A 23,923-nucleotide genomic window follows, 5' to 3' on the forward strand; every position below is an offset into this window, starting at 1 on the left:
GACTCTCGAATGACGACACAAAAGTAGACAATCAGATTGGTAAGGCTTGCCTTACCTTCCAGACGTTGTTACGTTCCTCGGTGTCCGGCTGCCGAGCCGCGCCGGACCCGACGCCTCCCACGTCGCTCCCACCTCCCTGCCGGGCCGCGCCACAGCCGTGCGCCCGCACTCCCCCCTGCCCACCCAACGGAAGGTGCCTCCGTGCCCACCGCCGCCCCCGCCCCGGTACGGCAGCTCGACGCCGACCACATCGCCGAGCTCACCGCCGTCGCGGCCGAACTCCTCGACGCCCACGGCTCCGCCACCCACCCCGCACTGCTCGCCGGCCTCCCCGCCGCCCGCGCCCGGCTCGGCCCCGCGCTCCACCACGCGCTGCGCCCGGTGGACACCGCCGACGGCCTGTTCGTGCTGCGCGGCCTGCACGTCGACGACGCCGAACTCGGCCCCACGCCCGACCACTGGTCCAGCGTCGGCCGGGCCGGCGCCCACTGGGACGTCGTCCTGCTGCTCGTCTCCGCGCTGATGGGCACTCCGATCGCCTGGGACGGCCAGCAGGACGGGCGCTTCGTGCACAACATCGTCCCCTCCCCCGGCCACGAGACGATCCAGACCGGGGCCTCCAGCAGCGTGCTGCTCACCCCGCACACCGAGGACGCCTTCCACCCGGGCCGGGCCCACCTGCTCCTGCTGTGCTGCATGCGCAACCACGACCGCATCGCCACCACCGCGGCCAGCATCCGCCGCACCGGGCTGTCCGAGGAGGACGTCGCCGAACTCACCCGCCCCGTCGCCCCGATCCTGCCCGACGACGCCTACGAGGAGGCCCAGCGGTTCGGCGGCCGGCCGGCGCCGGTGCCGACCCTGTTCGCCGGCGAGGGCGGCCTCACCCTGCGCTTCGACCCCGCCTACACCCCGATCGACCGGGCCACCGACTCCTGGCGCGCCGCCTACGACCGCCTGCAGGACCAACTCGCCCGCGTCTCGGTCGCGGTGAGCCTTCAGCCGGGCGACGTCCTGGTGGTCGACAACGACCTGGTCGTCCACGGCCGGGTCCCCTTCACCGCCCGCTACGACGGCACCGACCGCTGGCTCAAGCGCGCCTCCGTCCGGGTGCCCGGCCGCCGCACCCGCCCGGAGGCCGAGGCCGTCGAACACGGCTACGGCCAGGCCGCCCTCGAAGCCTGGGCCGGCTGAACCGGACCGGCCCGACTCGCCGCACCCGCACCCGCACCCGCTCACCCACCCGCTCACCCACGCACCCGCCCGCTGAAGGGACACCCCGATGACCACCCGGGACACCGTGACGCCCCACGACGGCACCCTGCGCGTCCTGAGCACCAGCGACCTCGCCGGCATCGACATCACGCTCACCGACGTCGTCGACACCGTCGAACAGGCCTACCGCACCCTCGCCGCCGGCCACTCGGACAACCCGCGCAAACTCACCGTCAAGCCCGCCGACGGGCACTCCGTCGCGTACGCGATGCTCGGCCGCGACGGCGTGCGCGACGTCGTCGCCATCAAGACCTCGTACAAGCACGGCCTGCACGAGAGCCGCGAACGCCAGCACTACTACACGACGCTCAGCATCTACGACGACGTCACCGGCCTGCCGGTGGCGATGATGGACTGCGGCCGGATCGGCTCCCTCCGCACGCCCGCCGTCTCCGCCCTGCTGGCCCGCGAGTGCGCCGCGCCGGACGCCCGCACCGCGCTGGTCATCGGCACCGGCACCCAGGGCCGGCTCGCCCTGCCGTTCCTGCTCACCACCCTCCCGCAGCTGGACCGCCTGATGCTCTCGGGCACCCACCCCGAGGGGTTGGCCGCCGTCCGTGCGGAACTCGCCCGGCACTTCCCCGACCGCGAGCCGGAGGTGGTCACCGACCTGCGCCGGGCCGCGGGTGAGGCGGACGTCGTCGTCGCCACCGCCGGCGGCCACACACCCGCCGCCGTCGAGGCCGACTGGCTCAGGCCCGCGGCCGTCACCATCCTGGTCGGCCACGGCCTCGCACCCTCCACCCTGCACCGGGCCGACCGCGTGATCGCCACCAGCGAGGCGCAGATGCAGGTCACCGGCACCGACATGGCCGACGCGGACGGCAAGCTGCCCGCCGTCGACCAGGAGCTGCCCGCCGTCCTCTCCGGGGCCGCCCGCGCCCGCACCGCCCCCGGCCAGCGCATCTTCGCCTACAACAGCGGACTCGTGATCACCGACATCGCCCTCGGCCACCGCTTCGCCCAACTCGCCGCCGAACAGGGCCTGGGCACCGAGGTCGCACTGTGGCGCTGACCCTGCCGGCCCACCCCGACGCCGACCACGACGAGATCCTCCGCAGCGGACTCCTCCAGGAGTTGTCCCACGCCGTCGGCGGCCCCTTCCACTTCCTGCGGCCCGACCGGTTCGACGCCAACCGGGCCGCCCTGCGCGCCGTCCTCGACGGCGCCGGGGTCGAGAGCAGGGTGTACTTCGCGAAGAAGGCCAACAAGGCCGCCGCCTTCACCGAACGCTGCGCCGACACCGGCACCGGAGTGGACGTCGCCAGCCACGGCGAACTGCGCGAGGCGCTCGGCCACGGCGTCCGGGGCGAGGACCTCGTCGTCACCGGACCGGCCAAGGCGGACCAACTGCTGCGCGTCGCGGCCCTCCAGGGGGCGCTGATCGCCGTCGACTCCCCGGACGAGCTGGAGCGCGTCCTGTGCCTGGAGACGCCCCGGCCACCCCGGATCCTGCTGCGCCGCCGCCCGCCGTCCCAACCCGAAAGCCGATTCGGGCTGGACGACGGCCAGTTGGACGCGGCGCTGCTGCGCTGCGCGGCGGCCGGCGACCTGGTCCGGATGGAGGGCCTCAGCTTCCACCTCTCCGGCTACGCGGTGCAGCCGCGCACCGACCTGGCCGGCGAACTCGTCGAACTCTGCCTCAAGGCGAGGATGCTGGGACTCCAGGCCGACCGGATCAGCATCGGCGGCGGCCTCGCCGTCGACTACACCGCAGCCACCCACTGGCAGGCCTTCCTCACCGCACAGGGCCCGGACGACTACCACGCCCGAAAGTCCTTCGCCACGGCCGACTTCTACCCCTACCACTCCCCGGTGGCCGGGGCCGACGCCCTCCGGGCCGTCCTCACCGCCCGCCCGCACGGGCGCGGCGCGACGCTCGCCGCCCGACTGCGCGAAGCCGGCGTCCTGCTGCTCCTGGAGCCGGGGCGCGCGCTCCTCGACGGCGCCGGATCCTCGGTGTTCCGGGTCCAGGGCGTCAAGGACCGCGCGGGGTACGGCATCGTCACCGTCGACGGCACCAGCCTGAGCCTGTCCGAGCAGTGGTTCAACAGCGAGTACCTGCCCGACCCGGTGCTCCTCACCGAGGGCCGCACCGGCACCGGCGAACCGGACGCGGACGACCCGGCGTACCGGGCCTGCGTGGGCGGGGCGAGCTGCCTGGACTCCGACCTGCTCAGCTGGCGCAAGATCGCCTTCCCCCGCCGGCCCCGCGTGGGGGACCTGATCGTCTACCCCAACACCGCCGGCTACCAGATGGACTCCAACGAGTCCCCCTTCCACGACCTCCCGCTGCCGCCCAAGGTCGTGGTCCAGCACTCCGACGGCCGGTTGCGCTGGCGGTTCGACCGCCGCCCGACCCGGTAGCACGCCGATCCGCCGGACAGGCCCCGACACCCTTCCGCCCCCCGACCGCGAGGGAAAGCCCCCACCATGACCGACGCACTCTCCCGCCCGCCGGTGGTCACCCGGATCTCCGACCTCATCGGCTACACCCCGCTGTTCGAACTCGCCCGCGCCGACAACGGGGCCCGCCTCCTGCTCAAGCTCGAAATGTACAACCCCACCGGCAGCGCCAAGATCCGCATGGCCCGGCAGATGATCACCGACGCCGAGGACCGCGGCGTACTGCGCCCCGGCGGCCACATCATCGAGTCCACCTCCGGCAACACGGGCCTGGGCCTCGCCGTGGTCGCCGCCGAACGCGGCTACCGCTTCACCGCCGTCGTCGACAACCACGCCGCCGTCGACAAGCTGCGCGGCATGCGGGCGATGGGCACCGAACTCGTCCACGTGGCCGAGGACGGCGGCGAGGAACTGAACACCGCCGCCCGCGAGGAACTCGCCGAGGAGCTGGCCCGAGGGAAGGACAACACCTTCTTCACCGAGCAGCACAACAACCCCAGCAACGCGGTGGGTTACCACGCCGTCGGCCGCGAGATCGCCCAGGCGCTCGACAACCGCGTCGACGTGTTCATCGGAGCGGTCGGCACCGGCGGCGGCCTCTGCGGAACCGCCCTGGAGCTCAGGAGGCACGTCCCCGAGGTCACCGTCATCGGCGTCGAGCCCAAGGGCTCCATCGCCTTCGGACCGCCCGCCCACGACTACTACCAGTCCGGCACCGGCACCCCGGAGGGCGCCACGCTCGGCCTGCTGGTCGACTTCGACCTGATCGACCAGGGCGTGAAGGTCGGTGACGTCGAGGCCTTCGCCACCGCCCGGGTCGTCGCGCGCCGCACCGGGCTGCTCATCGGCGGCTCCGCCGGCGGCGTCGTCCACGAGGCCCTCACCCGCCTCCGGAGCCTGCCACCGAACGCCGTTATGGTCGCCTTCGTCAACGACGGGGGCGAGAAGTACCTGGACACCGTCTTCGACGACGACTGGATGACCGCCCGCAACCTGATCGACGAGGCCGTCGAGGCCGACGTCGACGAGACCCTCACCAAGCTCCGCAGGCCCTGACCTTCAGGAACGTGACTCCCACCATGCAGCAGCTGACCGCCCTGGCCCGCGACGGCCGCGCCCTCGCCGTGCTCGCCGTCCCCCTCGCCCTCACCCAGCTCGCCCAGGTCGCCCTGACCACCACCGACACCGTCATGATGGGAGTCCTGGGCACCGAGGCCCTCGCGGCCGGCGGCCTCGCCCTGGTGATCTTCAACCAGCTCCGCACCATGGGTGTCGGCCTGGTCACCTCCGTCGGCAACCAGGTGGCCGCAGCCGCCGCCCGCGCCGAGCTCGCCGCCGAACCCGGGGCCGAGGCAGGGGCAGGGGCCGGAGCCGGGGCCGGGGCTGGGGCAGGGACCGAGCCGCCGGCCGGTACGACGGCGAAGTCCGACGCGGAGGTCCGCGACCTGCTGCGGGCCGCCATGGCCGTCGCCACCATCGCCGGAACGGCCGGCGCGGCCCTGATGATCCTGATCGGCCAGGCGGCGACCCTCCTCGGCCAGGACGCCGCCGTCGCCCACCGGGCCCAGGGGATGCTCGCCGCCCTCGCCCCCGGCCTGCTGCCCTGTCTCTGGTTCCAGGCGATCCGCCAGTTCACCGTCGGCATGCGCCGCCCGCAGGCCCTCCTGCGGATCACCATCGCCTCCGTCGCCGTCAACGCCGGCCTCAACTGGGTCCTCATCCACGGCAGCTGGGGGCTGCCCGCGCTCGGACTCACCGGGATCGGCGTCGCCACCAGCAGCGTCCACCTGCTGTCCTTCCTCGCCCTGTACGCCAGCGCCCGCCGCGACCCCAAGCTCGCCCCGCAGCTCAGCCTGGACTTCTGGCGGGCCGACGCCCGGACGGTGCGCCGCCTGCTCGCCCTCGGCACCCCCATCGCGGCCACCTACGGCTCCGAGGCCGGGTTCTTCTCCGTCACCGCCCTGCTGGCCGGCAGCTTCGGCGCAGCCGCGCTCGCCGCGCACACCGCCGTCAACCAGCTCGTCTACCTCGTCTTCCAGGTCGCCGTCGGTCTGTCCCACGCGGCCTCCATCAACGTCAGCCGCGAAGTCGCCCGCGGCGAGTTCGACGCCGCACGCCGCATGAGGAACACCGCACTCGCCTCCGGCGCGGTCGTCACGGCCGTCGTCGGCGCCGTCTACCTCGCCCTGCCCGACCTCGTCCTGCGGCCCTACTTCGACCCCGGATCGGCCGGCGAGCAGCAGGGCCTGCAGATCGCCACCGGCCTCCTCGCCGTGGCCGCCGTCCTGCAGTTCTTCGACTGCGCCCAGAACATCGGTGTCGGTCTCCTGCGCGGCCTCGACGACACCCGCAGCGGACTGCGGATCACACTCGTCGGCTACTGGCTCGTCGGCCTGCCCGCGTCGTGGCTGCTCGCCTACCCGCTGGGCGGTGGGACCCGCGGCCTCTGGCTCGGTCTGCTGATCGGCCTCGCCACCACCGCCGTACTCCTGCTGCGCCGCTACGGCCGGGCGCTCGGCGTCCGGGCCCGCGCCGCCGGTGGCGTCCCGGCGGCGCTGCCCGTGACCTGAGCGACGCGGGCCGGCCCGGTCCTGAGCGGTCAGGACCGGGCCGGTCGGGTCACAGGGTGGTCAGTCGTCGTAGACGGTGCCGGGCGGCGGTGTCCGCCCGGTGAGCAGGTAGGCGTCGATGGCGTCCCTGGTCCGGCCGACGCCACGGGCCAGGTAACTGGTGTGGCCGTCGCCCTCCCGGGTCACCAGCACGCTGGACGGCAGTTCGCGCTGGAGGTGCACGGCCCACGGGTACGCCGTGGAGGGGTCGTGGGTCGCGTTGGTGATCAGGATCGGCGGTGCGTGCCGGACGACGGCCGGCCGCGGCGGGTTGACCACCGGCGCCGGCCAGCCGACGCAGCCCGTGAGGATGGTCCACGACTGGGACGCGCCGCCGAGCCGGGGGGCGACCGTCCGACCGAGCCGCTGAAGTCGCCGCAGGTCGTCCAAGGTCCGGATCGGCGTCGGCCAGTCGAGGCACTCGATCGCGATCGCGCTGCCGTTCATCTCCTCGTCGCTCGGCCCGGTGGCGACGGGCTGCGAGAACGCCGAGGCGTCGCCGCTGCGGGCCTGCTGCAGGGCGAGGGCGAGATCGCCCCGTCGGGACGGGAACAGCAGCAGCCCCTGCAGGGTGAACCGGATGTCCTCGCCGGTCACCGCCGGGCGGCAGGTGCCCGCCTCGACGCACTCCGGCGCCGGGATCGGCGCCCGGTCGGCCGCCGCCACCAGGTCGTCGAAGAGCCGCCCCACGTCGGTGCCGTGCAGGGCGCAGGAGGTGTCCGTGGCGCACCAGTCGACGAACCGTCGGAAGGAGTCCTCGTAGGCGCGCGCCTCGTCCTTGAACAGGGTCGTCGTCGAGAGTGAGTGATCCAGGGCGCCGTCCAGGGCCAGCGTCCGGATCCGGTCGGGGAAGAGTTCGGCGTACGTCGCGCCCAGCTGGGACCCGTAGGACAGGCCGAGGTAGTTCAGCGGCCCCTGGCCGAGTGCTCGCCGCAGCGCCTCCAGGTCCCGCGCGGCGCTGACGGTGTCGAGGTGGTCCAGGAGCGGACCGGTGAGCCGGCGGCAGCTCCGACCCAGCTCGCGGTTGTGCTCGACGAGGCGCTGGAACCCGGCCTCGTCCGTCGGGAACAGCGGGACCTGACGGTTGAGCAGTGCCGGGTCGCAGCGGACCGGGCTGCTGAGCCCGACGCCGCGCGGGTCCAGACCGATCAGGTCGAAGTGCTCCCGGGTCGCGGCGGAGAACACCTCGAAGCCGAGGGACTCGGCGCGGACCAGCTGGGTCCCGGACCCGCCGGGGCCGCCCGGGTCGAAGAAGAGACTGCCGACGGGGTGCGCGCCGGTCGCCGGGAGGCGGTCCACCGTGACCGTGATCGTCTCCCCGCGGGGGTGCGCGTAGTCCAGGGGCACCTGGATGGAGGCGCACTGGAGCGCCTCGGGTGAACCGGGGAACGGGCAGGCCGTCCAGTTCAGGGGCGAGGGCACAACGTCGGTGCCCGCAGCGTCGGCGGCGGCGGTGGCGGTGGCAGCGACGGCGGTCGCGGTGGCATCGGCGGTGGCGGCACTCGCGGTGGGGGCCACCAGGGTCGCGGTGACCAGCGCCGCCGCCCCGGCCACGCCGACCGTCCGGATCGCCCAGGTCCGCCTCGGCGACCTGCCCGCCCTCGCCGGGCGCGCCCGGCGGGGGCGTTCGCGGGCGGGCGGGTGGTGCAGTGGTGTCGTCATGCCGCCCACCCTCCCGCGGGCGGCAGGGCGCAGTCCCTGGTGCCAGCAGGAGAGTTGGGACTGGGGCCTGCCCCACCCCCGGAGGTGTTCCGACCCCGCGGGACGGACCCGGGGCGGACGGGGCGCGGACCGGACGCGGGGCGGACGGGGCGCGGACCGTCCGCGGGGCGTCGCTCCGGCGGTCAGTCCGTCAGGACCTCGGTCCGTGCGCCCGCCAGGGCGTCGGCGATGGTCTGCGCCGTCCCGCTCTGGAAGCGGCCCCAGCTGAACCGGCTCGGCTCGGCGACCCCGGTGAAGCGCACCTCCATCGACAGGGTGAGCAGGTGCTTGCGGAGCGGCCCCGCCGTGATCTTCTCCCGTGGCGTGGCCGACACGATCGACCGGCCCACGGTGCCGTTGTTGTTGTCGACGAGGTACAGCCGGCGATCGGTCAGCACCATGAAGTAGGCGCGGGGCTGCACCGCGGCGATCACGGTGCCGCCGCTGGCGACCCCGACCAGGGCGGCCGTCGCCACCCGGCGCCCGGCGGACACCCTCCCGATCTGCAGCACGTCCACCAGCTCGATCCGCTCCTGCGGTGCGAGTGCCGGGGCCACCACGGCGAGGCACGTGCGCGTGGACTTCTCGTTCATCGGGGTCCTTCGGGTGAGGCGCGGGTTGCGCGGCGCTCAGCGTAGGGGCAGCGCTGACCTGGTGCAATAGCCGTTCGCTGACGCATCAACGCCCCTGATTGCCCCGATTCACCGGGGCCGCGCGACACGACTGCACAACGATCGCCCGGCGGATCTTCAGCTCGACCGCTCCGGGCACCTACGGTCTGGCGACACCGCACCACCCTTGAGCAAGGAATGATCTTGAGCACTCCCCCGGTCTCCGACACCCCCCACCAGCTGCCGGAGTTCCCGCCCGGCGTCAGCACCGAACCCCCCGTCAAGCCGAGCGCCGGCAAGAAGGTCAAGAAGGTCCTGGGCATCGTCCTGGTCGCCGTGGTCGCGTTCATCGCGTTCGGCTTCTACATCCACGACGACCCGTCGATCGCCGAGGCCGGCAACTGCGTCCACAACAGCGGCAGCAGCGACAAGCCCAAGGTCGCCATCGTCGACTGCGGTGCGGCCGACGCCGAGTTCAAGGTGGTGAAGGTCGTCCACAACACCAGCGACACCAAGACCTGCGAAGCCGTCGAGGAGGCCGAGGCCGCCTACCTGGAGGAGTCGTCCGACCCCTTCGTCCTCTGCCTGGCCAAGAACCACTGACCCCCGGCCGCAGAGCCTGACCGCGTGCCCGGGCCGCCCCCACGGCCCGGGCACGCGGCGGCGCGCCGGGCGTACGAGGCGACCGCGGGCGTACGAGGCGGCGCCGACGCCCTCGCGTCACTCGCCTGCGGACTCATCTGCCGGCGACGCCTCAACCTGCCGACACAGTCGTCGTGTTACGAGTTCCCAGACGACGGGCCTGCATGAGTGATGACGGTGACTTCTCCCGCATCCACCTTGCCGGCGCCATCCCCGACCAGGGTCAGTCGATGAGGATCCGCCGGTGGAACGAGGCGACGAAAGCACGGAAAAGACCGAAGTGATCGAGGGAAAGAGGGCGATGACTCTGACGTGATTCTCAGAATCCGATTCGACGAAAAAAGCAGGTCCCCCTCCGACCGGGAGGAGACCGACATGACGATGACCGAAGCCATCCGGTCCATCAGCCCGAAGGAGATCGTCGACGGGGCGTACGCCGGCGAGAGCACCGCGTGGTTCTCCCTGCGCGAACCCCAGGCCAAGCACCCCGGCGGCCTGCCGAAGAACGCGTGCCCGGACTTGCGGCGGTCGACCGGCGACGGCCCGGTCGCTCGGACACAGCCGGTCGTCCACGGGACGCCGGCCCGGTGATCGCTCCGGCCGGGCCGGCAGCAGCGGCTCGATCCGGGCCCACAGCTCGCCGTCCATGATCCACGGCTTGGTGCTCACGCCATCACGAACGGACGAATCGTCACATCGGTCACGCCCCGGCAGCAACGATCAGCAAGATCATGTCACGAACTCCAATTGCGAGGAATCCCGGCGATTCCTCGTCCGGGCCCCCGGCGAAGCACAACGCCGCTCAGGGTGGAGAACGCAACCCGAATCCCAGGGCGATGATATTCAATTGGTGCCCGAATCCGTGAACTTCGATCAGCCCGTGCACTCAATGGGATGCACATATCACCACGGGTTTCAGCCGGAGGATGCCCCTGAGGTGAAATGGGGCCCATGAGTTTGGCTTCAATCACCCTGGTCGCGTGCTGTGTCGGCGCCTCGATCCTCGTTCTGGTCCTCATGGTCCGATACGTTCCGCAGCGCTGGCGCGAAGGATCCACCCTGAAGGACGGGGTCGAACACTTCTCCACCCTCAACAGGACGTTGTTCAGCTTCATCCTGGCCCTCTCGATCGTCTCCGCCGGCACCAGTCTGAGCAGAGCCGGTGACGAGGTGAGCAATGAGGGTGCGAGCCTCGTCAACCTCTACTGGGCGACGCGGCCGCTGTCGGACGCCTCACGCACGGAGGTCCGCGAACTGACGCGCCAGTACACGGTCACGGTGATCGACGAGGAGTGGCCGGCGATGGCCGAGGGCGGGACCAGTGCACAGGCCCAGGAGTTGTACGACAGGCTGCGGCGCGTACTGCAGGACACCTCGGGTGACTCCAAGCAGGAGCAGACCTTCGCGCGGGACTCCCTGCTGGCCCTCAGGGAGGTGGGGGACGCCCGGCGCGCACGCATGCTGGCGGTCTCCCAGGAAGTCCCCGACTACCTGTGGATCGGCCTGATCCTGTCCGCCATCCTCCTGGTGGCCGCCTCCGCGCTCCAGATCCAGGAGCTGACCTGGCCGGGGATCGTCGGAATCGGCGGGCTCGCCCTGCTGGTGTCCGGGGTGCTGACCCTGTTGTCCGCCATGAACCACCCCTTCAGCGGGGGGATCCACGTCGAACCCGACGCGTTGAGGTTCGCGCTCCAGCGGTTCAGCGTCATCTGACGCCGGGTCGGTCGGTGGAACGCGGCACCTCCCGACGGGGGACCCGCCGGACACCCCCGAGGATCCCGGCCGCCGGCCGGCTTCCATACTGGTCGGCACCGCGGTGGGCCCTTGTCCGGTGGACGAAGGCCGGCGCCGTGGCCGCCGACACCCGGCCGAGCACCCGCATCACCCCCGCCGACCACCGGCCGCACCGAAGGAGAGCCAATGACCGGGACCGCCCGCCCCGCCGGGCCCGCGGACGCCGACGAACTGCTGCGGCTGCGCGTCGCCGTGCGCGACGGCGGCCCCCTCACCGAACACTGGCGGCGCGTCTTCCGCGACGACATGCGGGCCCGCCTGGGCACCGACCCCGACCTGCTCGCCTACGTCGTCCCCGTCGACGGCGGGCTCGCGGCGTGCGCCATCGGCATCGTCCACCGCGGCTACCCGGGCCCCGCCCACCCCACCGGCCGATGGGGGCGGATCCACACCGTCGCCACCGACCCCGCCCACCGGCGACGCGGCTACGGCCGCGCCGCGACCTCCGCGCTCGTCGAGGCCCTCAAGGACGCCGGCTGCGGATCCGTCGAACTGCGCGCCACCGAGGCGGGCGCCGGCCTCTACCGCGCCCTCGGCTTCGAGCCCGTGGACGGCTTCATGGCCCTGCGACCCGGCCCCGGAGGGTGGGTGCGGTGAGCGCCCGCGGCGGTGCTCGCCGACCGCCCGACGGGCCCCGCCGACCCCGCGGCCGGCATTAATCGCGGCGGCCGGTCGCACCTACCCCTATGATCACCACGACCCGCCCGGAACGGCCGGAAGTCGAGGTCATCGTTCTCTGGGGGCGACACCGTGGGTGTCATCGTGGGTGCAGTTCTCGCCGTGCTGGTCGCGGCGCTGGTGTGGTGGGTCGTCAGGACGTACAACCGTCTGATCCGGTTGCGCAACCAGACGCAGGCGTCCTGGGCGCAGATCGACGTCCAGCTGAAGCGGCGGCACGAGCTGATACCGAACCTGGTCGAGAGCACGCGCGGGTACGCCACCCATGAGCGCACCACGCTCGAAGCCGTCGTCGCCGCCCGCGGAGCGGCCGCGGACACCGACCTGGGCGTCACGGACAAGGCGGCCGCGGAGGACCTGCTGACCGCGTCCCTGGGCAAGCTGTTCGCGCTCGGTGAGAGCTACCCGGAGCTGAAGGCCGACCTACGGTTCGCCAAGCTCCAGGAGGAGCTGACCACCGCGGAGAACAAGATCGCCTACGCGCGGCAGTTCTACAACAGCGCCGTACAGAGCTACCACACCGCCCTGGAGAGCTTCCCCGGGAACCTCGTGTCCAGGCTCGGCGGCGCCCACGGCCTGCGTGAGTACTTCGAGGGCGGGACCGCGGCCCGGGAGACGACCCCGGTGACGTTCGCATGACCCTCGACGCCGAGCTCTACTGGGGCGGCGCCGGGCTGATCGTGCTCTGGCTCGCAGCCTTCGCCCTCTCCCTCGCCGCGACCCGCAACGGCGCCGTCGACACCGGCCCCGCCACGCAGGAGCTGGGCTCCGAACCCGAGTCACCAGCCCTGGTCGCCCTGCTCGCCAACCGGTGGCGGTCCGTCGACCACGCCGCCGCGGCCACCCTCCTGGACCTCGCGGCCCGCGGCCTGCTCGAACTGCGCCAGCCCGCCGACGACCCGGCCCACAGCACGGTGCACGTCACCGGCGAGGTGGCCGCGGACCTCACCGCGTACGAGCGCCGGGTCCTCGCCCGCGTCACCGAGCGGGCCGGCGACGAGGGTGCCCCGATCGGGGCGATCGCCTTCCGCGCGGAGGAACGCGCGAGCTCGTGGAACGGCGCGCTGCGCCAGGAGATCGTCGCCGAGGCCCGGCAGCGCGGGCTGTCCCGGCCGCGGTTCCCCCGGCTGCTCGCGAGCGCCCTGTTCGTCTCCGCGTTCGGCCCCGGCGTGCTGTTCGCGCTGGGCGCCGTCACCGGCGGGCACAACGTCCGCGGCGCGGTCGTGGTCGGGGTCCTCCCGGCGATCGCGCTGATGTACCTGCTGAGCAGGTCGCTCGGCGAACGGGCCACCCGGCGCGGGCTCGAACGCGCCGGTCACTGGGCCGGGGTCGAGGCCTGGCTCCGGGCGCACGAGGACTTCGCCCAGCTGCCGCCCGCCGCCGTCACCGTCTGGGACCGCTACCTCGGCTACGGTGCCGCGCTCGGCGTCACCGGTCGGGCGGCGCGACTGCTGGGCTTCGACGCGGGTGACAGGCGCCGCGTCTGGTCCTCCTACGGCGGCACCTGGCGCCCGGTACGGATCCGCTACCCACGCCTGCGACCCGGCTTCGGCGCCACCTCCGCACGGCTGCTGCAACTCGCCGGCGCCGCGGCGGTGGTGGGCGTGGGCCTGATCCTCTTCGCGGTCCTGCGCCAGCCCGACTGGGCGGTCACCGACGGCCCGGATCCGAGCCACTCGCTGCGCCGCCCCGGGCTGCTGCTGACGCTCGGCTGGGTGGTCATCGGGATGCTCGCCGTCGCCTCGGCGGGCCGTTTCGGCCGCTGGACGCTGTTCGTGGCCTTCCTCGCGTCGATGCCCGGCAACTACGCCAGCAGCCACGGCTGGCTGAGCCACGCCATGGAGCACCCGGGGCCCCTGGCGGGTGAGACGGTGGCGATCGCCTGTTCCGGCGCGTTGACCGCCTACTACCTGGTCCTCGCCGTCCTGGAGCGGCGTGCCGCGCACACCCTCACGGGTGAGGTGCTGCGCATGGAGCCACGCAAACGTGACGGTGCACCGCGCTTCCTCGCCCTGGACACGGGCGACGCGGACCGCACCGTGGCCTGGGCACTGCCGGCCGGAGCCCCGGTCGTCCTGCCCGGAAGCGTGGTCCGCCTCTCGGTGTCACCGGCGACCCGGGTGGTCAGGTCGGCGGAGCCGGTCACCGCCTGACCTCGGTACGCCCGGTGCGGCACCTCCGGTGCCCCGGCGCCGGGGCGGGGCTGCCGGGGCCATCGGGGGGCGGGGCCACCGGAGGGCGGGGCCATCGGGCGGGCGGGTCAGGGCTGCCCGGCCGGCCTGCCGGTGGGGACGACCGGGAGCACGATGCCCCCGTTGATCAGGCCGACCCGCGGCAGGGAGTCGCCCGTCCTGGCGGCGGTGAGCAGGTCCGGGATCTCGTACGGCTCGGCCTGGTCCACGTCCACCTGGTAGCCGAGGTCGCCCAGACTCGCCGCCGTCATCCGGCTCAGCGGATTGCCGGCCGCGGCGATCTGGGGGGACATCAGCTCGTTGTGGAACACCGACTCCCGCCAGTGGCTGTCCCGCGAGCCGGGCCCGCCGACGTTCGCGACCGGCACCGGGGTCGGCTCGCCGACCCCGAGGAGCTTGCCGAACTCGCTCATCGCGCCGAAGCCGGTGAAGGTCGGATTGTTGGTCCCGGCCCCCTGCAGGAGGTCGAAGTCGGTCCAGATGCTGCCGACGCCGAGCACATGGCCCATCTCGTGGGTGATGACGTCGACGATGGTGTGGTCGGCCACCATCTGATCCAGGTCCGCGGAGTCGAACCGCATGACGCCCTTCGCCGGGAGCCGGGCCCCCGCGGTGGCCGAGGGCTTCCGGAAGTCGGTGGGCCCCGCCATGCCCAGAATGCCGCCGACGCCGTCGATGGCGACGCCCTCGGCCTCGATCAGGAGGTCGTCGATGACGTCCTCGCCGACGACCGCGGTGTCCAGGTCACCGACGATGACGCGCGTCCAGCGGTCGGCGGCCTGGGCGAAGGCGTCCTCCTGGGTGGCCGTCAGGCCGCCGAGGAAGCGCACCTCGATGGTGAAGGGCGAGGTCGTCGCGGCGATCTGCTGGGCGCGGTCCAGATCGGCCACTGCGCGGTAGGACTTGAAGGCGCTCGTACTGTACTTACCCATGACAACTCCCGATTGGGTGCGTTGCGTGTCGGACTGACCCCCCGGCTCCCGCTCGGCGGCCCGCGCCGGCGGGGCGGCCGGGCCCCGCGCACCGCCGGCCGGATCCCGTGGCGTCCCGTGCCCGTGCAGGGCGTCGGCGCGCGCGTCGGCAGCGGCGTGGTGCTCGGCGCCGAGCAGGAACTCCCGTACGGCCCCGGGCCCGTGGAGGATCACCGTGGTCATGTGCCGCTCGCCTCGCTGCTCCGGGTGCCGCGATCGGCACGGCCCGGGATTCCAGTCGTACGGCGGGGGCCGGCCGGCCGTCGCCCGCGGGTTCGGTGTGCCGGCCCCGAACGCGGCCCGCAGGAGCAGGGCGCTCACCCGCGCGTCCGCGGCCCGGGCTACCCGGGCGCGGTGCGGTGGGAACGCGGCAGGGCGACCCGGGCACGGCGGCGAGTCCGGACGAGAGAGGCGTAGCCGGAGGGTGGAGGTGTTCGCACATGACGCACCGTCCTTCGACGGTCGCTTCCATCTTCCTCCTCGACCGGGCCCCGGTACAGCGTTCGCCTCCGCCGACCTGGCGCGACCTCGGTGACAACTCACCTGCGGGCCAGCGCCCTTCGGGGTAGTTCCACCCCTGCCGGTGCAAGCCGACGGGCGTCGGCCCGCGGTCGCCCCCGGGAGAACCGGCAGGCCACCGCCACGCCCCGGGCGAGCGGGCGGGTCGACGACGGCGCCGGCCGTGCCACCACCCGCGGCCTTTCTACCCCTCACCTCTGTGTGGGCATTTCTACCCCCTCAGCGGCGGGTGCCCGGGCCCGGACCGCCCGTGGCCGCCCGGCTCACGGGCGCGGAGCGGCCAGGAGCGGATCCGTGACGCCGGCCGGGCAGGCGAAGCCGGCGATGTCCCAGCCGGCGCGCACGGCCCCGGCCCGGTACGCGCTCTCGTAGAAGGCCAGGACGGCCGCCCGCGGGTCGGCCTCGGCACGGGCCGCGTCGTAGGGCAGCACCGCCAGGTGGCCGGAGTCGCGGGCGACCCAGCGCGCGGAGGCCGGCATGAGCGGCTCCTCGATCAGCCGCGCCGGCTCGGGAGCCGTGTAGGAGTAGAAGGCGGGCTCGCCGAGCGAGGCGTCCCCGAACCAGAACCCGAAGCTGATCAGCTCCCGCGAGTACGCCTCCCGGGTCACCGGGTCGACCTGGGCCGACTGCTCGGCGGGCCGCCCGGAGAACCGGCTGTGCGCGATGTCGAAGGAGTGCCAGAAGTGGTGGACGGGACTGGCCTTCCCGCTGAATCCCGCGGCGAACTCCTCCAGCAGCAGGGAGACCTGGGTGAGCACCAGCCAGTACCGGTACGCCAGGGCGGGATCGTAGCTCGCGTGCTCGTGGTCCTCGGCGAACGGTCGGGCCACGTCGGGCAGGTCGTAGGGCCGGGGAACGGCGATCCCGGCCCGGACACCGAGCGTGGACAGCGCCGCCGTGACGGCGTGCTGGAACGAGGCGACGGACTGCCCGGCCAGCGGGAGGGTGCGCAGGTCTCCGTCCGCCGTGGTCACGACCAGCCGGTGGTCCACGAAGTCGAAGTCGATCGTGAAGATCGGACCGCCGGGCCGCCCCATGGGACGCGTGGTGAGCCCGCGCCCGGTGAGGTGGAACGCGACGTTCCACCAGTGGTTGCGCCGCGGGCTGGAGGCGAGGCGGATCTTGCCCACGATCTGCGCGAAGCGGTGCAGCGTCTCCTTGGTGTCCCGCCACTCGTCGAGCGGCATCGGCGGGAACAGGTCCATCGGGTATCCCTTCGGGCGCTCCGGGCCGGCGGCGGCCGGACGTGGTGGAGCTCCGAACGCCTGCTCCCCACGGAGATCCCCACGCTAACCCCCGACCGCCCGTACCCGGCTGATCCCCGCCGCCCCGCCGTGTCGGCCCGGTGAGAACCGGTGCGGACCGGGTGCCCCGGCCGGCGGGCCGGCGGCCGACCGGACCGGGCCGGAGGCCGACCGCGGGCCGGGCACGGCGCCCGGCGCGCGCCGCCGACGGTCACACGGTGTCGCCGACGGGGTCACGGGGGGGGTTGGCAACGGTCACGGGGTGTCGGCGACCTGGACGATCATCTTGCCGGTGTTGGCCCCGCTGAGCATGCCGAGGAAGGCGTCCACCACCCGGTCGAAGCCGCGCACCACGGTCTCGTCCGGGACGACCCGGCCCGAGCGGATGTGGGGGACCAGGACCTCGTACAGCTCGTCCCGGGCGTCCAGGTGCTCGCGGACGAGGAAGCCCTCCAGCCGCAGGGCCTTGTGGACCACGTCGTAGAGGTTGCGCGGCGCCGCCGGCGGCTCGGTGCTGCTGTACTGGGCGACGGCTCCGCACCAGGCGATCCGGCCGTGCTGTCGCAGGCCCCGGAGCGCGCCCTCCAGGTGGTCGCCGCCGACGTTGTCGAGGTAGACGTCGATGCCGTCCGGCGCGGCCGCGGCAAGCAGGTCGCCGACCGGTCCGTCGTGGTAGTCGAAGGCGGCGTCGAAGCCGAGCCGCTCGGTGAGGTGCTTCACCTTGGCGGGCGAGCCGGTGCTGCCGACGATCCGGCCCGCGCCGAGCAGCCGGGCGATCCGGCCGGCCGCGCTGCCCACCCCGCCGGCCGCCGAGGAGATGAAGACGTCCTCACCGGGCTGCAGACGGGCGATCCGGGTCAGCGCGACGTAGGCGCTGAGGCCGGTGCCGCCGAGGACGCTCAGGTGCGCGCTGAGGGGGACGCCCGCCAGCGGCGGCAGCACCCGGGCCTCGGCCTCGGTGACCAGGGCGTGGGTGCGCCAGGCCTTCCGGTGGAAGACCACGTCACCGACCGCGAGGCCGGGCGTGCGGGACTCCACCACGCGCCCGATCGAGCGGCCCTCCAGGGGCGCGTCCAGCTGCCAGCCGCCCTCGTCCATCTCCTCGCGCATGTACGGGTCGACGGACAGGTAGATGTTCTCGACCAGGGCACTGCCCTCGGCGGGCGCGGGCAGCGGCTCCTCGACGAAGGCGAAGTTCTCGGCGGTCGGCCGGCCGTGCGGGCGGGACACCTGGTGGACGTACCGGGCGGTGGTGGTCATGGTGGGACTCCTCGGAGGGGCGGGCTGGATGCCACCACGGTAGGAAGGCCGGCGCCCGCCGGGCAGGGGCCGTCGTCGATGGAAGACCCCCTTCCATGAGCCGGATCGATGGAAGGCGGTAGATTCGCCGCATGAGCGACCTCGGGCCGCATGAACTGCGCATTCTCGTCACCGTCGAACGGGAGCGGGGCTTCACGGCCGCCGCGGTGAGCCTGGGGATGACGCAGTCCGCCGTCTCGCACGCCGTCCGGGCCTGTGAACGCAAGATCGGCGCGGTGCTCTTCGATCGGGGCCGTCACGGCGCGCGGCCGACCGCTGCCGGCGCCCGGGCCGTCGCGCACGCCCGGCGGATCCTCCGCCTGCTGGACGCCATGGGCTCCGACGTCCGGGCGGCCGAGAGCGGCACGGTCGCCGGGACGGTGCGGATCGCGGCCTTCCGCAGCATCGCCGCCCACCTGTTGCCGGCCGTCCTCGCCGGGCTCACGGCCCGGCATCCGCAGCTCGTGCCGCAGGTGACGATCGTCCGGGAGGTCGGGCGCGGCACCGCCGGCGAGGTCGCGGACGGCAACGCCGACGTGGGCCTCGCCACCCTGGACGCCGACGCGACCGCCGTCCCGGGCCTTCTGGCGGGCCGTCTCTTCGAGGAGTCGTACGCCCTCGCGCACCCGCGCGGGCAGACCCGGCCGCGCGAGCTGCCGCTGATCGACTGGGACGAGAACTGCGGCTCCTACACCGCGCACTGGTGGGCCCGGCAGGACTGGATCCCGCCCGCCACCATCACCGTGGAGGACGACACCGTGGTGCTGTCCCTCGTCGCCCGGGGCATCGGCATGGCGATCATGCCCCGGCTCACCCTGCTCGGCGCACCGGAGGGCCTGTCCGTCACCGAACTCGGCCCGCAGCCGCCCACCCGCCGGGTCGGGTACGTCACCACCCCCGAACTCGCCCGCACAGCGGCCGTCCGCGCGCTGATCCGCGAACTGCGCTCCGTCCCGCTGCCGTCCGGGACCACGCCGGTCGCCGCCGGTGGCGGCCGAGGGGGCGCCGGCTGAGCGGGCCCGGCGCCGGCCCGCAGGCTCCTCGTCGACGGTGCCTCCCCCCGCCGGAGACCGCCGGGCGCCGCTGGACGAGCGCCCCGCCACGGCCGCGCTGCGGGACCGGTTTGCCCCCGGGGCGCCCGGGCAGGAGACTGGGCGGCCGGTCCGTCGCCGACGGTGACCGGGCGGCGCGGCACCACCACGGAGGGCGGACATGCCGGAGATCCAGAGCGAGGGGCACACCGTCGACCTGACGGGATACCAGGTCGACGGTGTGGACGGCCGGATCGGCAAGGTCGACCGGCACTCGGACTACGTCGACGAGCAGCACCTGGTGGTCGACACCGGGATCTGGGTGTTCGGCCGGGAGGTGATCGTGCCGATGACGGCGGTCACCGATGTCGACGAGCAGCGGCGGACGGTCACCCTCTCGCTCTCGAACGCGGACGTCGACCGGCTGTACGAGGAGGAGACCGCCCACTGAGGCGGGCGGCGTCGCTCCCGCCGGCCCCGGGGCCGGCGGTTCACTCGTTGAGGATCGCCATCCACCACTCCGGCGCCGGCAGCGGGACGAACCCGGCCCGGGCGTAGACCTCGTGGGCGTCGGCGGTGGCCAGCAGGATGCGTCGCAGGCCGAACGGGGCGAGGTGGTCGCGGATGGCGGTCACCATCGCGGTGCCCAGCCCCTTCCCGCGGGCCGCCGGGGCGATGTAGACGTCGCAGAGATAGGCGAAGGTGGCCCGGTCGGTGATCACCCGCGCGTAGCCGACCTGGGCGCCCGAGGCACCGTCGTGGACGCCGAAGTTCAGGGAGCCGGCGATGGCCGTCTCCTGCTTCTCGCGGCTGCGTCCCAGTGCCCAGTAGGCGTCCTCCGACAGCCATCGGTGGACCAGGGCGACGTCGAGGCGGGCGGGATCGGTGGAGATCTCGTACCCGCCGGGAAGTTCGATGCTCATCACCGCATGAGATCAGGCCCGCCCGCCCGGTGGCCAGCGATATTCGACAGCCGGACGGCGGCCGACGGGCCGGCCCGCGGACGGTGGCGGCGGGCCGACCGCGTCCGCGCGGCGGGTGGCGGTGGGCGGGCCGACGGCGTCCGCGCGCGGCAGGTGGGGGCACCGGACTGCGGATACGCTCGAAAGTGTGTCCGCACCGGCCGGCCGTGAGGCCCCGGCGGCCGGGCGGGACGGACTGGAGGACGCCATGCCCGAGGACGCCGTGCCCGAGGACGGGAGCCCCGCAGGGTCGGCCGGTTCCGCGGCGGCCGTCGGCGGCGGCTACGGGGAGTCCCTGTTCGAGCCCTGGAAGCCGGGCGAGGGCGAGCGGATCGACCTGGGTTCGCTGGCCTACGACGGATTCACCCGCGCCCGCCTGCGCGCCCTCGGCGCCGGCCCCGGCATGCGCTGCCTGGAGGTCGGTGCCGGTACCGGGACGATCGCCCGCTGGCTGGCGGGCGAGGCCGGCGTGGACGAGGTGCTGGCGGTCGACCGGGACGTCCGGTTCCTGGAGCCCTACGCCGGCGGAGCCCTGCGGACGCTCGCCGCCGACGTCACGGCGCCCGACTTCGCCCCCGGCCGCTTCGACCTGGTGCACGCGCGGTTCGTGCTGATGCACCTGCCCGAGTACCGGCAGGTGGCCGCCCGACTGTGCGGACTGCTCGCCCCGGGCGGGCGCCTGGTGCTGGGCGACGCGGTGGACCTCACCACCGCCGGGCCGCCCGACACCCCGTACCGGCTGGCCATGCGCGCGATGTGGCAGGCCCTGCGGGCGGGCATCGGCACCGACGTGGACTGGACGCCCGGGTACCCCGGGCTGCTGCGGGAGCTGGGGCTGACCGAGGTCGGCGCCGAGATCCTGGTGCCCCCGTTGACGGTGGGCAGCCCGATCGCCGCGTTCTGGCTGGACACCTGGGAGCGGACCAGGGAGGAGATGCTCGCCACCGGGATCGTCGACGCCCGGCAGCTGGCCGAGGCCGAGGCCTCCCTCGCCTCGGGCACCGCCGCGGACCTCTCCCCCGGACTGGTCACCGCCTGGGGCCGGCTCCCCTGACCGCCCGCCGCGACCGGACCGGCCTCGGCACGGCGACACCACCGGACAACGGCCCCGGCCGTTCAGGGCACGTCGCCCTCCCAGTCCCAGCGGAACGGGTCACCCGGGCGAGGCCCGTAGCAGGCCCGGCCGCCAGCACCGTGGGCGCCGATCTCGGTGGGGAGGGCCGCACCGTCCGCGAGTTCCGCCGAGGTCCAGCCGGTCACGTCCAGCAGCAGACCGTCCAGCGGCCCGGCCACCAGCTCCCGGTAGGCGCGCCCCGATCTCGGCCCCGGGTCCGGGTCCTCGTGGTCCGTCCCGTACACCCGCCCCCGCATCAACTGCTCCTCCTCGTCCATGACCGCAGCATCGCACCCGCCACCGACACTTCGACCGGCGGAACCGCCGACCGGGCGACCGACGGCGGACCGAGGGAGAGCGGGGAGCGGGGCGGCGACCCGGACGGTCAGGGGCGGGGCCAGGGCCGGCCGTCCAGGTTCTCGATGTCGGTGTTGAACCGCTTGAGGTAGGCGGCGAAGCCGGCCACCTCCTCGGGCGTCCAGTCGGCCAGCACCCGGTCCAGGCCGCTCACCAGCTCCGTCCGTGCCTCCTCCAGCCGGCGAGCCCCCTCGACGGTGACCCGGAACTTGCGGGCGATGCCGCCCTCGGCGTCGGGGATCCGCTCCACCAGGTCGGCCCGCATCATCGCGGCGGTCTGCCGGTTGAGCGTGGAGGTGTCCAGGCCGAACGCCTCGCTGAGCTCGCCGATGGACATCGGGCCCTCCATCCGGAGGCGGCTGAGCAGGATGTAGGCGCTGCGGTCCAGGTTGCCGCTGGTGCGCTTGCTACGGGCGCCCATGTGGACGTACCGACCCAACAGCATGGTCTCGTACTCGATCGAGCCCGTGGGCTTCTCCATGCGCACTGTCTCCGATTCCTCGCGCCCGAAGGGCCAGTATGCCCGGCGCCGGCGGTGCGCATCGTGCCGGGAAGTGCCCCTGACCTGGTCGATGCCCCGGGGAGCGCCGGTGACGCGCCGACCCGGTTCCGCACGGACCGCGGGCGTCTGACGGACCGGCGGGAGCCGGGGCGGCTGGGGAGCAGCGGCCCCCGGGAGCAGCGGGGGAGGCGGACCGGCGACCGGGGACCTCCGACGGCCGGGGCGAGGTCGTCCGCGCGGGGGCGCTCGCAGAGGGGTGCCTGCTCGCTCTCCGCGAACAGCCTGGGCAGCCGGCCCGCCCGGTGCTTGAGTGCTCGTATGAAGATCCTGGTACTGGGTGGAACGGCGTGGGTCGGTCGCGAACTGTCCCGGCAGGCGATCGACCGCGGGCATCAGGTCACCTGCCTGGCGCGCGGCGAGAGCGGTGACGTCGCGGACGGCGCGGTGCTGGTCACCGCCGACCGGCGCGACCCCGCGGCGTACGAGCCGCTGCTCGGCCGCGACTGGGACGCGGTCGTCGAGGTGTCCTGGCAGCCCGGTTTCGTCCGCGCGGCCCTCGCCGCGCTGGCCGACCGGGCCGGGCACTGGTCCTACGTCTCCTCGGTCAGCGCCTACGCCTCCCACGCGCAGCCCGACGCCGACGAGTCCACGCCGCTCCTCACCGCGACGCCCCTCCCCGAGGTGGACCGCGAGGCGTACGGCGAGGCGAAGGCCGCCTGCGAGGCGGCGTCGACCGACGCCGTGGGCGACCGCCTGCTCGTCGCCCGCGCCGGACTCATCGGCGGCCCGGGCGATCACAGCGGACGGTCCGGCTACTGGGTGAGCCGCGCGGCGCGGGATCCGCACGGACCGATGCTGGTGCCCGACACCCCCGAACTGCCGACCCAGGTGGTCGACGTCCGGGACTTGGCGGGCTGGCTGCTGGACGCCGGGCAGGCCGGCACCACGGGCACCTTCGACGCCGTCGGCCCGAGCCTCGCCTTCGGCGACTGGATCGCGCTGTCCCGCGCCGTCGGCGGCCATGTCGGGCCGGTCGCGTCCGCCGACCCGGCCTGGCTGCTCGACCAGGGGGTGGCGCAGTTCATGGGGCCGGAGTCGCTGGCCATGTGGCTGACCGAACCCGGTTGGGAGGGCTGGTCGGCGCGCAGCGGCGCGGCGGCCCGGGCCGCCGGGCTGCGCCACCGGGCCAGGGCGGACCTGCTGGCGGACACCCTCGCCTGGGAGCGCGCCGAGGGCCTCGACCGCAGCCGGCGGGCCGGCCTCAGCGCCGGTCGCGAACGCGAACTCCTCGCCGCGCTCGGCTGACCGCCTTCGATCCGGCACGGCGGACGGCCCCCGGACAGCCCACGGGACGGGCCCGCGTCCACTTCCCCGGCCCGTGCGCCGGCTACCCGCGCGGGGCCGGCCGGTAGGTGCACACGTTCACCCCCGTACCGCTGGTCACCGTGGAGACCAGTTCGAGGGTGCGCAGCGCGCCGTCCTCGGGGAAGATCGACTTCCCGCCGCCGAGCAGCACCGGCATGATCATGAGCCGGAGCTCGTCGACCAGGCCCTCGCTCAGCAGGGTGCGGACCAGGCTGGGGCTGCCCATCATGGCCAGGTCGCCGCCGTCGGCGGCGCGCAGCTCGCGGATCCGGGCCACCGCCTGGTCACCGGGGACGAGCGTGGTGTTGGCCCAGGTGAGCTCGGACTCGCCGAGCGTCTGCGAGACCACGTACTTCGGGATGGAGTTCATCCGGTCAGCGAACGGGTCCCCCGCGCGCTCCGGCCAGGCCGCGGCCATCGTCTGCCAGGTGCGACGCCCGAACAGCAGCGCCTCGGCGCGGTCCAGCACCTCGGTGAAGGCCCCGCCGACCACCTCCGCGTCGAAGAAGGGGTGGGACCAGCCGCCGTGGGCGAATCCGCCGTCGGTGTCCTCGTCCGGCCCACCGGGCGCCTGCACGATGCCGTCCAGACTCATGAACTCACTGGCCACGATGCGCATGGGACGCACTCCTCCTCGTCGACAGGGGGTGA

General features: G+C 73.9%; 24 protein-coding genes and 1 pseudogene. 15 read left to right on the top strand and 10 right to left on the bottom strand.

Annotated elements, in window-relative coordinates:
* Positions 1 to 201: 201 nt before the first annotated feature.
* The 5 genes from ACFTWP_RS01005 (at position 202) to ACFTWP_RS01025 (ending at position 6,251) form a co-directional block, all read left to right on the top strand.
* Positions 202 to 1,194, top strand: coding sequence for a TauD/TfdA family dioxygenase (locus ACFTWP_RS01005; RefSeq protein WP_380261235.1), 993 nt, complete (start codon positions 202 to 204; stop codon positions 1,192 to 1,194).
* A gap of 88 nt (positions 1,195 to 1,282) precedes the next feature.
* The gene (locus ACFTWP_RS01010; RefSeq protein ID WP_380261237.1) at positions 1,283 to 2,290 is read left to right on the top strand and encodes an ornithine cyclodeaminase family protein; all 1,008 of its coding nucleotides are present in this window, start codon (positions 1,283 to 1,285) and stop codon (positions 2,288 to 2,290) included.
* Entirely contained in the window at positions 2,281 to 3,642 is a 1,362-nt protein-coding gene (locus tag ACFTWP_RS01015; RefSeq protein WP_380261239.1) for a Y4yA family PLP-dependent enzyme, read from the top strand. Before ACFTWP_RS01010 ends, ACFTWP_RS01015 begins: the two co-directional genes overlap by 10 nt.
* Before the next feature lie 66 nt (positions 3,643 to 3,708).
* On the top strand, positions 3,709 to 4,737 hold the full coding sequence (locus ACFTWP_RS01020) for a cysteine synthase family protein (RefSeq protein ID WP_380261241.1): 1,029 nt from the start codon (positions 3,709 to 3,711) through the stop codon (positions 4,735 to 4,737).
* A 23-nt stretch (positions 4,738 to 4,760) separates the two neighbouring features.
* On the top strand, positions 4,761 to 6,251 hold the full coding sequence (locus tag ACFTWP_RS01025; RefSeq protein WP_380261600.1) for an MATE family efflux transporter: 1,491 nt from the start codon (positions 4,761 to 4,763) through the stop codon (positions 6,249 to 6,251).
* A 60-nt stretch (positions 6,252 to 6,311) separates the two neighbouring features.
* Here ACFTWP_RS01025 and ACFTWP_RS01030 read toward each other — a convergent pair whose 3' ends face one another.
* Together ACFTWP_RS01030 and ACFTWP_RS01035 are read right to left on the bottom strand one after the other, a co-directional pair.
* Positions 6,312 to 7,952: an alpha/beta hydrolase gene (locus tag ACFTWP_RS01030; protein WP_380261243.1), complete on the bottom strand. Its 1,641-nt coding sequence runs from the start codon at positions 7,950 to 7,952 to the stop codon at positions 6,312 to 6,314.
* A gap of 182 nt (positions 7,953 to 8,134) precedes the next feature.
* Positions 8,135 to 8,584 carry a hypothetical protein gene (locus ACFTWP_RS01035; protein WP_380261245.1) on the bottom strand — a complete coding sequence of 150 codons (450 nt, stop codon included), beginning with the start codon at positions 8,582 to 8,584 and terminating at the stop codon, positions 8,135 to 8,137.
* Positions 8,585 to 8,806: 222 nt separating this feature from the next.
* Between ACFTWP_RS01035 and ACFTWP_RS01040 the strand changes: the two genes are divergently transcribed.
* A complete protein-coding gene (locus tag ACFTWP_RS01040) occupies positions 8,807 to 9,205 on the top strand; it encodes a hypothetical protein (protein ID WP_380261247.1) in 399 nt (132 codons plus the stop codon).
* A gap of 414 nt (positions 9,206 to 9,619) precedes the next feature.
* A complete protein-coding gene (locus tag ACFTWP_RS01045; protein ID WP_380261617.1) occupies positions 9,620 to 9,835 on the top strand; it encodes a hypothetical protein in 216 nt (71 codons plus the stop codon).
* Here ACFTWP_RS01045 and ACFTWP_RS01050 read toward each other — a convergent pair.
* Positions 9,806 to 9,892: pseudogene (locus tag ACFTWP_RS01050) on the bottom strand (IS5/IS1182 family transposase); the annotation flags it as partial. The gene ACFTWP_RS01045 and the pseudogene ACFTWP_RS01050 overlap by 30 nt on opposite strands.
* A 303-nt stretch (positions 9,893 to 10,195) precedes the next feature.
* Between ACFTWP_RS01050 and ACFTWP_RS01055 the strand changes: the two are divergent.
* The 4 genes from ACFTWP_RS01055 to ACFTWP_RS01070 all read left to right on the top strand — a co-directional run bounded on the left by ACFTWP_RS01055 (position 10,196) and on the right by ACFTWP_RS01070 (position 13,869).
* A complete protein-coding gene (locus ACFTWP_RS01055; RefSeq protein WP_380261249.1) occupies positions 10,196 to 10,957 on the top strand; it encodes a hypothetical protein in 762 nt (253 codons plus the stop codon).
* A gap of 207 nt (positions 10,958 to 11,164) precedes the next feature.
* On the top strand, positions 11,165 to 11,635 hold the full coding sequence (locus tag ACFTWP_RS01060; RefSeq protein ID WP_380261251.1) for a GNAT family N-acetyltransferase: 471 nt from the start codon (positions 11,165 to 11,167) through the stop codon (positions 11,633 to 11,635).
* Positions 11,636 to 11,800: 165 nt separating this feature from the next.
* On the top strand, positions 11,801 to 12,355 hold the full coding sequence (locus tag ACFTWP_RS01065) for a LemA family protein (RefSeq protein ID WP_380261253.1): 555 nt from the start codon (positions 11,801 to 11,803) through the stop codon (positions 12,353 to 12,355).
* The gene (locus ACFTWP_RS01070) at positions 12,352 to 13,869 is read left to right on the top strand and encodes a DUF2207 family protein (RefSeq protein ID WP_380261255.1); all 1,518 of its coding nucleotides are present in this window, start codon (positions 12,352 to 12,354) and stop codon (positions 13,867 to 13,869) included. The genes ACFTWP_RS01065 and ACFTWP_RS01070 overlap by 4 nt, the downstream gene beginning before the upstream one ends.
* Positions 13,870 to 13,976: 107 nt before the next feature.
* Here ACFTWP_RS01070 and ACFTWP_RS01075 read toward each other — a convergent pair whose 3' ends face one another.
* The 3 genes from ACFTWP_RS01075 to ACFTWP_RS01085 form a co-directional block, all read right to left on the bottom strand.
* Positions 13,977 to 15,062 carry a leishmanolysin-related zinc metalloendopeptidase gene (locus tag ACFTWP_RS01075; RefSeq protein ID WP_380261257.1) on the bottom strand — a complete coding sequence of 362 codons (1,086 nt, stop codon included), beginning with the start codon at positions 15,060 to 15,062 and terminating at the stop codon, positions 13,977 to 13,979.
* A gap of 599 nt (positions 15,063 to 15,661) precedes the next feature.
* Entirely contained in the window at positions 15,662 to 16,603 is a 942-nt protein-coding gene (locus ACFTWP_RS01080; protein WP_380261259.1) for a DUF5996 family protein, read from the bottom strand.
* A gap of 294 nt (positions 16,604 to 16,897) precedes the next feature.
* Positions 16,898 to 17,902, bottom strand: coding sequence for an NADP-dependent oxidoreductase (locus ACFTWP_RS01085; protein ID WP_380261261.1), 1,005 nt, complete (start codon positions 17,900 to 17,902; stop codon positions 16,898 to 16,900).
* 131 nt (positions 17,903 to 18,033) lie between these two features.
* On the opposite strand from ACFTWP_RS01085, the gene ACFTWP_RS01090 reads away from it, so the two are divergent.
* Together ACFTWP_RS01090 and ACFTWP_RS01095 are read left to right on the top strand one after the other, a co-directional pair.
* Entirely contained in the window at positions 18,034 to 18,954 is a 921-nt protein-coding gene (locus tag ACFTWP_RS01090) for a LysR family transcriptional regulator (RefSeq protein ID WP_380261263.1), read from the top strand.
* Between the two features lie 199 nt (positions 18,955 to 19,153).
* Positions 19,154 to 19,423: a hypothetical protein gene (locus ACFTWP_RS01095; RefSeq protein ID WP_380261265.1), complete on the top strand. Its 270-nt coding sequence runs from the start codon at positions 19,154 to 19,156 to the stop codon at positions 19,421 to 19,423.
* A 40-nt stretch (positions 19,424 to 19,463) separates the two neighbouring features.
* Here the strand turns inward: ACFTWP_RS01095 and ACFTWP_RS01100 are convergent, their stop codons facing one another.
* A complete protein-coding gene (locus ACFTWP_RS01100; RefSeq protein ID WP_380261267.1) occupies positions 19,464 to 19,895 on the bottom strand; it encodes a GNAT family N-acetyltransferase in 432 nt (143 codons plus the stop codon).
* Positions 19,896 to 20,082: 187 nt separating this feature from the next.
* On the opposite strand from ACFTWP_RS01100, the gene ACFTWP_RS01105 reads away from it, so the two are divergent.
* Positions 20,083 to 20,988, top strand: a complete 906-nt coding sequence (locus tag ACFTWP_RS01105) for a class I SAM-dependent methyltransferase (protein WP_380261269.1) — start codon at positions 20,083 to 20,085, stop codon at positions 20,986 to 20,988.
* A 62-nt stretch (positions 20,989 to 21,050) separates the two neighbouring features.
* Here the strand turns inward: ACFTWP_RS01105 and ACFTWP_RS01110 are convergent, their stop codons facing one another.
* On the bottom strand, positions 21,051 to 21,326 hold the full coding sequence (locus tag ACFTWP_RS01110; protein ID WP_380261271.1) for a hypothetical protein: 276 nt from the start codon (positions 21,324 to 21,326) through the stop codon (positions 21,051 to 21,053).
* Positions 21,327 to 21,433: 107 nt separating this feature from the next.
* Positions 21,434 to 21,886: a MarR family winged helix-turn-helix transcriptional regulator gene (locus ACFTWP_RS01115; protein ID WP_380261273.1), complete on the bottom strand. Its 453-nt coding sequence runs from the start codon at positions 21,884 to 21,886 to the stop codon at positions 21,434 to 21,436.
* A gap of 339 nt (positions 21,887 to 22,225) precedes the next feature.
* Here ACFTWP_RS01115 and ACFTWP_RS01120 point away from each other — a divergent pair, with 339 nt between their 5' ends.
* Positions 22,226 to 23,212, top strand: a complete 987-nt coding sequence (locus ACFTWP_RS01120; RefSeq protein WP_380261275.1) for an NAD-dependent epimerase/dehydratase family protein — start codon at positions 22,226 to 22,228, stop codon at positions 23,210 to 23,212.
* Positions 23,213 to 23,294: 82 nt separating this feature from the next.
* On the opposite strand, the gene ACFTWP_RS01125 is transcribed toward ACFTWP_RS01120, so the two are convergent.
* Positions 23,295 to 23,891: a dihydrofolate reductase family protein gene (locus tag ACFTWP_RS01125; RefSeq protein WP_380261277.1), complete on the bottom strand. Its 597-nt coding sequence runs from the start codon at positions 23,889 to 23,891 to the stop codon at positions 23,295 to 23,297.
* Positions 23,892 to 23,923: the final 32 nt, after the last annotated feature.

The organism is Kitasatospora sp. NPDC057015, assembly GCF_042673745.1.
Lineage (GTDB): Bacteria > Actinomycetota > Actinomycetes > Streptomycetales > Streptomycetaceae > Kitasatospora.

Bases quoted from the DNA above. Each gene is read 5' to 3' on its own strand.
- ACFTWP_RS01010 (WP_380261237.1), top strand. From the start codon at position 1,283: ATGACCACCCGGGACACCGTGACGCCCCACGACGGCACCCTGCGCGTC.
- ACFTWP_RS01020 (WP_380261241.1), top strand. From the start codon at position 3,709: ATGACCGACGCACTCTCCCGCCCGCCGGTGGTCACCCGGATCTCCGAC.
- ACFTWP_RS01025 (WP_380261600.1), top strand. From the start codon at position 4,761: ATGCAGCAGCTGACCGCCCTGGCCCGCGACGGCCGCGCCCTCGCCGTG.
- ACFTWP_RS01030 (WP_380261243.1), bottom strand. From the start codon at position 7,952: ATGACGACACCACTGCACCACCCGCCCGCCCGCGAACGCCCCCGCCGG.
- ACFTWP_RS01035 (WP_380261245.1), bottom strand. From the start codon at position 8,584: ATGAACGAGAAGTCCACGCGCACGTGCCTCGCCGTGGTGGCCCCGGCA.
- ACFTWP_RS01045 (WP_380261617.1), top strand. From the start codon at position 9,620: ATGACGATGACCGAAGCCATCCGGTCCATCAGCCCGAAGGAGATCGTC.
- ACFTWP_RS01055 (WP_380261249.1), top strand. From the start codon at position 10,196: ATGAGTTTGGCTTCAATCACCCTGGTCGCGTGCTGTGTCGGCGCCTCG.
- ACFTWP_RS01060 (WP_380261251.1), top strand. From the start codon at position 11,165: ATGACCGGGACCGCCCGCCCCGCCGGGCCCGCGGACGCCGACGAACTG.
- ACFTWP_RS01070 (WP_380261255.1), top strand. From the start codon at position 12,352: ATGACCCTCGACGCCGAGCTCTACTGGGGCGGCGCCGGGCTGATCGTG.
- ACFTWP_RS01075 (WP_380261257.1), bottom strand. From the start codon at position 15,062: ATGACCACGGTGATCCTCCACGGGCCCGGGGCCGTACGGGAGTTCCTG.
- ACFTWP_RS01080 (WP_380261259.1), bottom strand. From the start codon at position 16,603: ATGGACCTGTTCCCGCCGATGCCGCTCGACGAGTGGCGGGACACCAAG.
- ACFTWP_RS01085 (WP_380261261.1), bottom strand. From the start codon at position 17,902: ATGACCACCACCGCCCGGTACGTCCACCAGGTGTCCCGCCCGCACGGC.
- ACFTWP_RS01090 (WP_380261263.1), top strand. From the start codon at position 18,034: ATGAGCGACCTCGGGCCGCATGAACTGCGCATTCTCGTCACCGTCGAA.
- ACFTWP_RS01095 (WP_380261265.1), top strand. From the start codon at position 19,154: ATGCCGGAGATCCAGAGCGAGGGGCACACCGTCGACCTGACGGGATAC.
- ACFTWP_RS01100 (WP_380261267.1), bottom strand. From the start codon at position 19,895: ATGAGCATCGAACTTCCCGGCGGGTACGAGATCTCCACCGATCCCGCC.
- ACFTWP_RS01110 (WP_380261271.1), bottom strand. From the start codon at position 21,326: ATGGACGAGGAGGAGCAGTTGATGCGGGGGCGGGTGTACGGGACGGAC.
- ACFTWP_RS01115 (WP_380261273.1), bottom strand. From the start codon at position 21,886: ATGGAGAAGCCCACGGGCTCGATCGAGTACGAGACCATGCTGTTGGGT.
- ACFTWP_RS01120 (WP_380261275.1), top strand. From the start codon at position 22,226: ATGAAGATCCTGGTACTGGGTGGAACGGCGTGGGTCGGTCGCGAACTG.
- ACFTWP_RS01125 (WP_380261277.1), bottom strand. From the start codon at position 23,891: ATGCGCATCGTGGCCAGTGAGTTCATGAGTCTGGACGGCATCGTGCAG.